This is a genomic window from Caenibius tardaugens NBRC 16725 (assembly GCF_003860345.1).
GTDB lineage: Bacteria > Pseudomonadota > Alphaproteobacteria > Sphingomonadales > Sphingomonadaceae > Caenibius > Caenibius tardaugens.
Map to the genome: position 1 here is coordinate 737568 of NZ_CP034179.1, position 12302 is coordinate 749869.

Annotated in this window: 7 protein-coding genes; 1 reads left to right on the plus strand and 6 read right to left on the minus strand. The window is 63.1% G+C overall.

Annotated features, from left to right (window positions below; genetic code table 11):
* Positions 1 to 87 precede the first annotated feature (87 nt).
* On the plus strand, positions 88 to 2364 hold the full coding sequence (locus tag EGO55_RS03470; protein WP_021691144.1) for an NADP-dependent malic enzyme: 2277 nt from the start codon (positions 88 to 90) through the stop codon (positions 2362 to 2364).
* Between the two features lie 45 nt (positions 2365 to 2409).
* Here the strand turns inward: EGO55_RS03470 and EGO55_RS03475 are convergent, their stop codons facing one another.
* The 6 genes from EGO55_RS03475 to EGO55_RS03500 form a co-directional block, all read right to left on the minus strand.
* Positions 2410 to 3675 (minus strand): acetyl-CoA C-acetyltransferase, encoded by a 1266-nt coding sequence (locus EGO55_RS03475; RefSeq protein ID WP_021691145.1) that lies wholly within the window; start codon positions 3673 to 3675, stop codon positions 2410 to 2412.
* 4 nt (positions 3676 to 3679) lie between these two features.
* Entirely contained in the window at positions 3680 to 5242 is a 1563-nt protein-coding gene (locus tag EGO55_RS03480; RefSeq protein WP_021691146.1) for an AMP-binding protein, read from the minus strand.
* A gap of 218 nt (positions 5243 to 5460) precedes the next feature.
* Positions 5461 to 7224, minus strand: coding sequence for an allophanate hydrolase (gene atzF / locus EGO55_RS03485; RefSeq protein WP_235694154.1), 1764 nt, complete (start codon positions 7222 to 7224; stop codon positions 5461 to 5463).
* Between the two features lie 2 nt (positions 7225 to 7226).
* On the minus strand, positions 7227 to 10844 hold the full coding sequence (gene uca / locus EGO55_RS03490) for an urea carboxylase (protein WP_021691148.1): 3618 nt from the start codon (positions 10842 to 10844) through the stop codon (positions 7227 to 7229).
* Positions 10844 to 11473, minus strand: coding sequence for an urea amidolyase associated protein UAAP2 (locus EGO55_RS03495; RefSeq protein ID WP_021691149.1), 630 nt, complete (start codon positions 11471 to 11473; stop codon positions 10844 to 10846). Before EGO55_RS03495 ends, uca begins: the two co-directional genes overlap by 1 nt.
* 15 nt (positions 11474 to 11488) lie before the next feature.
* On the minus strand, positions 11489 to 12298 hold the full coding sequence (locus tag EGO55_RS03500; protein WP_021691150.1) for an urea amidolyase associated protein UAAP1: 810 nt from the start codon (positions 12296 to 12298) through the stop codon (positions 11489 to 11491).
* Between the last annotated feature and the right edge of the window lie 4 nt (positions 12299 to 12302).

Genomic DNA, 12302 nt, shown 5'->3' on the forward strand with positions numbered 1-12302 from the left:
ATGATCAGATGCCGGTCCGGACTGCCTGCGCGGGCTTTCGGAGGGGCACTACTTCGCCGTTCGACCCACCCCAGCATGAAGATCTCCATGGACGATATCCTCCGCAACGCTGCCCTCGACTATCATCGCCATCCCAGACCGGGCAAATTGCGGATCGAGCCCACCAAGCGGATGGTGAACCAGCGCGATCTGGCGCTGGCCTACTCCCCCGGGGTGGCCGCCCCTTGCCGCGAAATCGCAGCCGATCCCGACAAGGCGCTGGATTATACCGCGCGTGGCAATCTGGTGGCGGTGATATCCAACGGCACGGCCGTGCTGGGCCTGGGCGCCATCGGCGCGCTGGCATCCAAGCCGGTGATGGAAGGCAAGGCGGTGCTGTTCAAGAAGTTCGCCGATATCGACGTGTTCGATATCGAAGTCGACACCACCGATCCGGAAAAATTCATTGAAGCCGTCGCCCTGCTCGAACCCACCTTCGGCGGCATCAATCTGGAAGATATCAAGGCGCCGGAATGCTTCGCCATCGAGGCCGCGCTGCGCGAACGGATGAACATCCCGGTCTTCCACGATGACCAGCATGGAACGGCTATCGTGGTGGCAGCGGCCGTGCGCAACGCGCTGGTACTACAGAACAAGACGCTGGCTGAGGCCAAACTCGTAACTTCGGGCGCGGGCGCAGCGGCGCTGGCCTGTGTCGATCTGCTGGTGTCGATGGGGCTGCCGGTGGAGAATGTCACGCTGACCGACAAGGACGGCGTCATCCATTCCGGCCGCGAAGGCATGTTACCCAACATGGCACGCTATGCGCGCACCACCAACGCGCGCGCGCTGCCCGATGTCCTGCCCGGCGCGAATGTTTTCCTGGGGCTGTCCGCCCCCGGTGTGCTCAAGGCGGAATGGCTGCCCTTGCTTGCGGATAATCCGCTGATTTTCGCGCTGGCCAATCCGGAACCCGAAATCCTGCCCGATGTGGCGCGGCAGGCGCGGCCGGATGCCATCATCGCCACGGGCCGATCCGATTATCCCAATCAGGTCAACAACGTGCTCTGTTTTCCCTATATCTTCAGGGGCGCGCTGGATGCCGGTGCGACGGCCATCAACGAAGCGATGAAAGTGGCGGCGGCAGAAGCCATTGCCTCGCTTGCCCGCCTGCCCGCGCACGAAAGTGTGGCGCAAGCCTATGGTGGGCGCAAACTGGTGTTCGGGCCGGAGTACATCATCCCCACCCCGTTCGATCCGCGCCTGATCGCGGAAATCGCCCCGGCCGTGGCCAAGGCTGCCATGGACAGCGGAGTCGCCCGTCGTCCGCTCGATCTCGATGCCTATCGCCGTTCACTGGCGCAGCAGAATACGCGTTCGGCGCAATTGATGATGCCGGTGTTCGAAGCCGCGCGCGGAACCCGCACCCGCATTGCCTATGGCGAAGGGGAAGACAAACGCGTGCTGCGCGCCGTTCAGGACGCGCTCGATGACGGCATTGTCAGGCCGGTTATCGTCGCCCGCCGCCGCATTCTGAAACAGCGCCTGCCCGAACTGGGTCTGCGCTTCCAGCTGGATCGCGATGTCGAAGTGATCGATCCGGAAACCGATCACGAAGCAATCGCCCCGCTGGTGGAGGCCTATCGTGCCGTGGCATCGCGCAAGGGCGTGCCCTCACCCGAAATCATGCGCCACGTCTATCGGCGGCCCACGGTAACCGCGGCGATGCTGCTGCGGACCGGTCAGGTCGAAGCGGCACTGGTCGGCGGGAATTCCGAATATTGGGGGCAGATGGAATATGTGTTGCGGATCATCGACCGTGCGCCCGGGGCCCAGCGGGTCTATGCGCTATCCGGGCTGATCCTCGATGCCGGGGCCCTGTTCATCACCGATACGCACATGGTGCCCGAACCCACGCCCGAACAGATCGCCGAAATGACCTTGCTGGCCTGCAACGAGATTCGCCATTTCGGGCTGGAACCGCGCCCGGCACTCATGTCGCATTCCAACTTTGGTTCATCACACAGCCCCAGCGCCCGTAAAATGCGCACAGCACTTGCTCTGATCCGGGAAAAAGCGCCCGTTCTGGCGGTGGATGGGGAAATGCACGCCGATGCCGCCCTTTCGCAACCGCTGCGCGACCGGTTGATCCCGGATTCCCGTTTCACCGGCCCGGCCAACCTGCTGGTCATGCCCAATCTCGACGCGGCCAATATTACGCTGACCGCGCTCAGTGGATCGTCCAGTTCGCCCGTGGTCGGGCCGATGTTGATGGGCCTGTCCCAACCGATCCACGTGCTGCCGCCCGGTGTCACCTCGCGCTCCATCCTCAATCTCACCACGATTGCGGCGGCGGAAGCGCAATATCGGCAGGCTAAGGGATAGGAACCTCATGGCGCGCAGGGTCGATCCCGCGCGCCATGGCCGGTCTCAGACGAAACCGTCGACCCGTTCGATGATGATCGCCGGGGCCATGCCCCCGGCGGCACACATGGTTACCAGCCCGCGTTTTAGATCGCGCCGCTCCAGTTCGTCGAGAACGGTGCCGATCAGGATCGCCCCCGTCGCACCGATCGGATGGCCCAGCGCGATGGCCCCGCCATTCACGTTGACCTTTTCCCGGTCAAGCCGAAGATCGCGGACGAACTTTTCCGCGACCACGGCAAAGGCCTCGTTGATTTCCCACAGGTCGATATCATCGACAGTCAGGCCGGTTTTCGCGAGAATTTTGTGCACGGCAGGCACCGGTGCGTTGAGCATCAATGTGGGGCAATCGCCAACATTGGTCGCCGCAACCACGCGGGCGCGCGGCTTCAACCCATGGCGGCGGGCATAATCGGCAGAGGCCAGCAAGACCCCGGCAGCGCCGTCAACCACCCCGCTGGAATTGCCTGCGTGATGCACCGGTTTGATCGCCAGATCGGGATAGCGGGCGTTGATCAGTTTGCGGAACGTCGTGCCTTGCCCGTCCAGCGGCATATCGGCCAATCCGCCGAATGACGGTTTGAGTGCCGCCAGTTCTTCCGCCGTGGTGCCGGGGCGGGGAAATTCTTCGCGATCCAGTGCCAGGGTGCCATCCGCGCGATAGACGGGGATCAGGCTCTTGTCGAAATGCCCCCCTTCCACAGCGCGCGCGGCACGGCGCTGGCTTTCCAGCGCCCAGGCATCCAGCGCATCCCTGCCGATCCCGTCCATCGCCGCGATGGCATCGCCGCAGACGCCCTGATGCGATTGCGGATGCACCGCCTGCAGCCGTGCATTGCCCGAATCCAGCCCCAACGGCCTGACGCCTGCCGCCAGATCCTCTGCCATCATGGTCCCAAGCAGCGACATCATTTCCGTGCCGCCCGCGATCACCAGATCTTCCATGCCACCACGGATCTGTCCGGCCGCCAGACTGACAGCGGTAATCCCACCGCCGCAGAACCGGTCGAGCGTCATCCCGCTGGCACGTATATCGTATCCCGCATCCAGCGCGGCCATGCGGCCCAAATCGCATCCCTGCTTGCCCTTCTGGGTGCTCACGCTCCAGATCACGTCGTCAACCTCAGCCGTGTTGAGCGCGTTGCGTTCCGCCAGCGCCTTCAGAACAGCGGCGGCAAGATGCTGCGGGTGAAGATCGGCCAGGGCCCCCTTGCCCACTTTTCCAATCCCGCGCGGGGTGCGCACCGCATCGATGATATAGGCTTCGCTCATCGCATCAGGCCTCCGCCGGTTCGGCAAAGCGCGCGCGCAGCGCCTTCTTGTCGGGTTTGCCCACTGCTGTCTGCGGGATCGCATCGATGAACACCACCCGTTTGGGTGCCTGAATGGAGCCCTTGTGTTCCCGCACCAGCGCGATCAGTTCGCCATCGTCCACCGCGCCACCCGGGCGCAGGACCACGGCGGCGCAAACCGCCTCCCCCCATTTGGGATCAGGTATGCCGAACACCGAAACCTGCGCCACCGCGGAATGCGTTGCGATCACATTCTCGACTTCGCTCGGGAAGACGTTGAAGCCCCCGGTCACGATCATATCCTTCTTGCGATCGACAATGCGCAGGAACCCATCCGGGTCCTTCACCGCGACATCGCCGGTATGCAGCCAACCGCCCGACAGCGCTTCACTGGTCTGTTCCGCCCGATCGAGATAGCCGTTCATCACCAGCATGCCGCGCACGCAGATTTCCCCCGGCTGCCCATCGGGCACGGGCTGGTTGTCATCGTCGAGCAAGGCGACATTGATAAACGGGACCGGGCGTCCGCACGAGGCAAGCCGCTGCGGGTTATCGGGATCATGCTCCGACTTGCGCATGGTGCAGATCGTCATCGGCGCTTCGGCCTGGCCGTAGAACTGGAAGAACACTTTCCCCAGCCGTTCGATCCCTTCCTTCAACCGCGCGGGCGACATCAACGATGCGCCATACATGATCGTTTCCAGACTGGAGAGGTCGTACTTGTCGAAATCGGGATGATCGAGCAGCGTGTAGATCATCGTCGGCACCAGCATGGTGCAGTTGATCCTGTACTTTTCAATCGCTGCCAGCACCGCCCCCGGTTCGAACGCCGGCAGCACGAACATCGTCCCATGTTTGAACAGGGTCGGCCCGAACAGGGCCCCCCCCGCATGGCTCAACGGAACGACGGCCAGAACGCGCGGTTCTGTCGGCCATTCCCATTCCGCCAGCGTGATCTGCAACATGGTGCCCCCCACGCGCGGCGTGGAGGGGATCGCCTTGGGCTTGCCGGTCGTACCCCCGGAATAAGACAGGCCGGTGATCACATTGGGATCAACCATGCGTACCGGTAGCGGCGTGGCTGGCATCGTGGCGGCCAGAGCCAGAATATCGCGGCCACTGCCACCCGCACCCAGAGCCAGGATCGCCCGCAACTTCTCACTCCGCGCTGCGAGTTCGGTGGCGCGCTGCTCAAATTTCGCCGGATCGTAGACCAGCGCGGTGATCCCTGCATCATCGATCGCAAAGAGATGATCTTCGACCGAGCTTAACGGGTGGAGCGCGACCTGGCAGCCTCCGGCATAACCGATGGCCTGCTGCAATTGCAGCACTTCGACCGCATTCCCCATAAGCAGACCGACCCGGTCTCCGGGCGAAACGCCTGCCGCATTCAGCGCCTGCGCCAACTGGCTGATCGCGTCCACCATCTGGCCCCCAGTCCAGCTGCGGCCCCCGATCATTTCGACAACCACCCTGTCGCGGTCACGTTCGAACGCGTTGACGAAGGGGGAAACAGGATACGCAGACGGGTGTTGGACCTCGCTCATTTCGGCAACCTCTCCTGAATTATGCTGTTCTGTTATCAGGTCGCCTTTACCGGCAGTGCGACCAGAAGGTGTAAAAACCTAACAGCCGCACTGTTTTTGACAACTCCCTGCTGGGCCATGGACGCAATTCCATGGCCATGATCGCAAAGCGATCGAACGTACCGAAATAGTATCAAATGCTTACGAGAATCTGTTAGAGCCCTTCTCGCCGTGCCGCTTCAGGCGATCGACACAGTACTGGCGACAAAAGCCCGCCATCCGCCAAGATGGGTGATATCCTTTGCCCCGTCCATCGCGCGGGGTTCCGCCACGAATCCCTTCACCTGCGATCCATCGGCCAGCGTGACAGTGCCGATGGCCAAAGGCGCGGGAACCTCCGCAACGAAGCTGCCGAAAGCGGCGACATCGAGTTCATAGACCTCCACCGCGATGGCGGCCCCGTCAGCGGCATGAACCAGCGCCGGTTTGGGCGGCATGCTGTCCGCCATGGCGTAGAGCCGGTATGTCGGCGCGGTCTGCGTCGCCTGTGTCAGGCGCGCACCGCGCGATGTCAGCTGCCAATGCAGCGGCATCCCTTCGAGATGGGCACCGACGACGGCCAGTTTGACTGTTTCCACAACACCCTCCAGATCCAATGGCGGCTGCTCTGGTATATCCGCCTGTTCAAGGTAGGCACGCCCGGCATCCAGCAAGGCGCGATCCGTCCACGCCGGGGCGATCAGCGTAATGCCGAAACCGGTGCGATTATCCCGGTAACCCGCAGGCAGGGCCAGCGCCGCCATATCGAGCAGATTGACGAAATTGGTGTAGATTCCGAGATTGCTGTTCAGCACCACCGGCGCCGCGCGCATTTCCGCGATGCGGTAGATCGTCGGTGCGGTGGGCAAGGCCAGCATATCGATATCGCGCCACATCGCCTCGGCATGGCGCTGCAATTCCGCCAGACGATACATGCCTTTGAACACGTCGGTGCCACTGGTGGAACGGCCACCTTCCACGATCGCGCGGACAGTGGGATCGAACGCGTCGGCATGATCGGCCAAGAACCCTTCCAGCGCGGCGGTCCGTTCGGCCACCCATGGCCCGTTGTAGAGCAGCAGGGCGGCCTCTTTCAGCGGCGCCATGTCCACGTCCACAATCGCAGCACCCGTGGCGGCCAGTTGCGCCAGCGCCGTATCATAAAGACGTTCGGATGCCGCATCGCCGCACCAGGCCAGCTGATCGCGCCGGGGCACCCCGATCCGCGCCATGCCGACAGAGCGATCCTCCAGCGGACGGGAGAGCGAATCCGCCGGATCGAACCCCGCCACCACCTGATCGACCAGTTGCGCGTCTGCGATCGTCTGCGCGAACACGGTGATACAATCGAGCGAACGGCAGGCTGGCACCAGCCCGCGCGTGCTCCACCGCCCCTTGGTCGGCTTCATGCCGATCAGGCCATTGAAAGCCGCCGGAACACGGCCAGACCCCGCCGTATCGGTGCCCAGCGCAATCGGCACCAGACCGGCCGCCACCACGACAGCGGAACCGGAACTGGACCCGCCACTCACATAGCTGCGATTAAAGACGCAGGCAGGCGCGCCATACGGGCTGCGCGTGCCATTCAGCCCCGTGGCGAACTGATCGAGATTGGTCTTGCCAACCGGCACCGCACCCGCAGCGATCATCCGTTCCACAACATGCGCGGATCGTTCCGGAACATAGGCGAAATCGGGGCAGGCCGCCGTGGTGGGAACCCCGCCAAGGTCGATATTGTCCTTGATGGCGAAGGGCACCCCCGCCAGTGGCAGGTGTTCGCCCCGCGCCAGCCGTTCGTCCACCTGCCGCGCGGCAGCGATCACCGCATCCTCATCGCTCCGGGTGATCCACGCTTGCGGTTGCACGGCATCGTAAATCGCGATCCGCGTCAGAACATCCTGCGCTACGGCCAATGCAGTTGTCTCGCCCCGCAATACGGCTGCGGCGATCGCAGTAGCGTCCATGATCATGTCGGCTCCAGCGCGAGGATCGGGCCACCCGGGCTGACCGGCTGGCGTTCTTTCACATAGAGACGACGCACCGTCCCGCTCATCGGGCTGAGCACCTTGCTCTCCATTTTCATCGCCTCGATGATCGCGATCGGTTCCCCTTCCGCAACGGTGGTGCCATCTTCGACCAGCAGCTTCCAGATACTGCCGCCAAACGGTGCCTCGACCAGATCGCAACCATCAGGCACATCAATCGCAGCCTCGTTGTCCGCACCGCCCGCATCCTCGGCCAGCGCCGCCACCCGATCGAATTCGCCATTGCGTTCCCAATCGGCCCGTTCCGCATCGAACGCGGCCTGCCGGGTTTCCTGAAAGGCGGCGATGCTGTCCGCGTTCTCGGCCATGAAGGCGCGGTAATCGGACAGGCGGAACATTTCCTCCTCGATCCGGATCGAGCGTCGGCCGAGGGGGAAATCACGGCGCCATTCGGTCAGTTCCTCGTGGCTGACGGGGAAGAACCGGATACGGTCGAAGAAGCGCAGCAACCACGGCTTGCCATCGCGGAAAGCATCGGTCTGGCGCCAGTTGTTCCACACCTGAATGGTGCGGCCGAACAATTGATACCCGCCCGGCCCCTCCATGCCATAGATGCACATGTAAGCCCCGCCGATGCCCACGACATTGGGCGGGGTCCAGGTGCGCGCTGGATTGTACTTCGTCGTGACCAGCCGATGCCGGGGATCGACTGGCGTGGCCACCGGCGCACCCAGATAGACATCGCCCAGCCCCATGACGAGATATTCGGCGTCAAACACGATCCGCTTCACATCGTCGATGCTGGTGAGCCCGTTCACCCGACGAATGAATTCGATATTGTCCGGGCACCACGGCGCATCGTCGCGAACCGATGCGATATACTTGTCGATCGTTTCGTAAATCGCCGGGTCCTGCCACGAGAGCGGCAGGTGGACGACACGCGAAGGGATTTCGAAATCATCGAGCCCACCCAGCCGCTCCTCCGCCCCGCACAAGGCGTCGAGCAACGCGGTCTGCGAGAGACTACGGCTATCGTAATGGATCTGGAGCGAGCGGATTCCCGGGGTAATGTCGAGCACACCGGGCAGGCCAAGCCTTTGCAGTTCCAGCATCAACGCATGGATGCGCAGGCGCAGTTCGAGATCGAGCACGATCGGGCCATATTCGACCAGAAGATGCCGATCCCCCTGCCTTCGATAGAAGACTTGTGGGCGCACACCATCGCCGGGAATGGCATGAAGGATCGGCGATTCCGGGTCGTTCAGGACTGGTGCAGTCTGCGCTGCCGCCTGCTCCGTCTCAAGCGCGGCGACAAGCGCATCCTGCGCCCCTTCCGCCGCCACGGCATCGCCATCGCCAACCGGCGTAAACCGGATCGTATCGCCGGGGGCCAATTGCCCCACTTTCCAGAGATCGGCCTGAATGACCACGAAGGGGCAGACGAACCCGCCCAGCGACGGGCCATCCGGGCCAAGGATAATCGGCATATCGCCAGTGAAATCGACCGCGCCGATGGCATAGGCATTGTCATGGATGTTGGAAGGGTGCAGCCCCGCTTCTCCGCCATCCTTACGCGCCCATTGCGGCTTCGGCCCGATCAGACGCACCCCGGTGCGGTTGGAATTGTAATGCACCTTCCAGCTTGTTTCACGCAGCATGGCGATGTCTTCAGGGGTGAAGAAATCGGGCGCGCCATGCGGGCCGTAGAGTACGCGCACAGTCCATTCGCGGGTAATCTGGGGCCGATCGGACGGTGCCAGCGCCGGTATTGGCACGGGCACAACAGGATTGCGCGCAAGATGCAGCGTATCCCCTGTCATCACCGCGCGGCCCGCATGCCCGCCAAATTCGCCCAGTGTGAATGCGCTCCGGCTGCCGAGATATTCGGGTGCATCGATACCACCGGCAATCAGGACGTAGCCGCGTATGCCCGCGCCACTTGCCCTGCCGATACGCAGCACTTGCCCTGCCCGCACATCGAACGGTTGGTACAGCGCCACCGGCTGCCCATCCAGCGCCGCCCCGAAATCGGCCCCGGTCAGGCACAGCCGTACCGCGCTGTTGAACAGCAGCGTCGGCCCGGCGGCAGTTATTTCCAGCCCGGCGGCACCTTCATCGTTACCGAGCAGCCGGTTTCCCAGACGGAAAGCGAGGCCATCCATCGGCCCTGAAGGCGGGACCCCGACATCCCACAGTCCCACACGGCCGGGATAATCCTGCACCGTAGTCGATGCGCCCGACGCCTGCACAACGATGGTATCGGGAACATAAGCGATATCCGCCAATGCCCGCGTCGATACCTGCCCGCTGAGGAACGGATCGGAACGCACCACCGTGCGCAGCCAGTCGAGATTGGTTTCAATCCCTTGCAGCCGTGTCGCATCCAGCGCCTGCTGCAGCGCCAAGGCCGCCTCTTCACGCGTGGGCGCGGTCACGATCAGCTTCGCCAGCATCGGATCGTACCAGGCCGATACCTCGGTGCCGCTTTCCACCCAGCCATCCACGCGCGGACCTTCGGGGAAGGCGACGTGGATCAGGCGGCCGGAACTCGGACGATAATCCTGCGCCGGGTCTTCGGCATAGAGGCGAACCTGAATCGATGCGCCTTGCGGGTGCGCCTCAAACCCGTCGAGGAATGCGAAATCGCCCGCCGCACCACGGATCATCCATTCGACGAGATCGACCCCGGTGACCTGTTCGGTCACCCCGTGTTCCACTTGCAGGCGGGTGTTGACCTCCAGAAAGAAGAAATCATCGCGTTCGGCGTCATAGAGGAATTCGACCGTCCCTGCGGAACGGTACTTCGCCCCAGACGTCAACCGCACCGCCGCATCGATCAGCGCCGACCGCGTCGTCGTCGGCAAAAGCGGTGCGGGGGTTTCCTCCACCACTTTCTGGTTGCGCCGCTGAAGTGAACAATCGCGCTCGCCCAGCGCCACGACATGCCCCGCACCATCGCCAAACACCTGCACTTCGATATGACGCGCACGGGCAACGTAGCGTTCGAGAAACACCCCGCCATCACCGAAGTTACCGGCACCCAACCGCGCGACAGTGGCGAAACCTTCACGAATATCGGCAGCGTCCGCGCAGATTTTCATACCGATCCCGCCACCGCCCGCCGTAGCCTTGAGAATAACCGGATAGCCGATGCGTTCCGCCGCATCGATTGCCTCGGCCTCATCGGTCAGCAGGTCGGTGCCCGGTGCCAAGGGCACGCCATGCGCCGCCGCCAGATCGCGTGCAGTGTGTTTCAGACCGAACGCGCGAATATTATCGCCCGTGGGGCCGACAAATGCGATCCCGGCCGCCGTGCAGGCTTCGGCAAAAGCGGTGCTTTCGGAGAGGAAACCATAGCCCGGGTGGATTGCCTGCGCCCCTGTCCGCCGGGCTGCGGCAAGGATCGCACCGATATCGAGATAACTTTCCGCCGCCGGGGCCGGGCCGATCCGCACCGCTTCATCGGCTTCCGTCACATGGCGCGAACCGGCATCGGCATCGCTGTACACCGCGACAGAGCCGATCCCCATGCGCCGCAGCGTGCGAATGATGCGGCAGGCAATCGCCCCCCGGTTGGCAATCAGAACCTTGGTAAACATCAGTTGGTCACCACCATTCGCACAGGCGTGGGATTGAAGCCGTTGCAGGGATTGTTGATCTGCGGGCAGTTCGACACGACCACCGTGACATCCATTTCCGCGCGCAGATCGACCGTCAGGCCCGGCGCGGAAATACCGTCCACGATACCCAGTGTTCCATCGGCCTCCACCGGGACATTCATGAAGAAGTTGATGTTGGAGACCATATCCCGCTTGTTGCGCCCGGCCCGCACATTCGCGTCGAGGAAGTTCTCCACGCAGGCATGCTGCGCCTTGGTGTGATGGCCGTAACGCAAGGTGTTGGATTCACACGAACAGGCGCCCCCGATCGTATCGTGATAGGCAACCGAGGTGCCGGTGATCGTCATCATCGGGCGGCCTTCGTTGGACAGGAGGGCCGCCCCATCGCGCAGATAGACATTGCGCTGTGCGGCAATGGTATCCTGCGCGCTGTACCGTTCAGAATCGTCATCCGCCGCGTAGATCAGGAAATCGACCGCCTGATTGCCTTCCAGATCGATGATGCGCAGCGTCTGCCCAGCTTTCACCACATGCATCCACGGCGCCAGCGCGGGAACAATTTCATCATGAACGATCGTGCCACGGGGGCTTTCGGATAAGGTATTCATCGTCTCTCTCCCCGCTCAGCGGCGATAATAATCTTCGGTATTGAGAAAGGCCCGGAGCCCTTCGGGGCTGGCCTGACGGATCGGATCGTCCGCCTCCGTCACGGCGCCGCGCCAGGCCGTCACGCGCAAGGGGGTGACGGCAAATTCGGGGCGCGTGTCCAGCACGTGCGGGCAGTTGGCAAAAACGGCGATCAGGTCCATTTCCGCACGCAGGACAAGGCTGCGCCCCGGTGCGAACGGCCCCAGTTCCGGCAAGGTTGCGCCGTCATCCGCCACACGCACGCCCTTGAACCAGTTGATGCACGGATGGACATCCTTGCGGCCCAGCCCGTACTTCGCGACCGCCAGCATGAACCGGTCGCGCGCATTGGGATAAGGGCTGTAATTCTTGCCCGTGCCATAAATTCGCGCATTCGATGCCTCGTTCGATGCACCGCAGAACACGTCGTGCGTCCCCGCATCGTCTTCGACGATGGACATGATGACCCGGCCCATATCGGTGAGCAGCAGCTTGCCCGCGCCCAGATAGCCATTCCACTGGACCTTGATGGTATCGGCCACATTCAGCCGTTCGACCGGGCTTTCCGCATTGAACAACAGCATGGATGCACAGGCATCGCCATAGAGATCGACCAGCCGCAGGCGGGTGCCGCGCGCAATCCGGCGCGAGGTGTAACCTCCTGCCGCCACGGTTTCTTCCCACAGCACTTCGCCCGGCACATCATCCGCCTGTGGCGGCAGCATCGGCATGGCTTCCACGATCGTGCCCGCCATCGCACGGGCATGAGCCCGGGCATCATTGGGATTGGCGGTACTGCTGGTCATATGC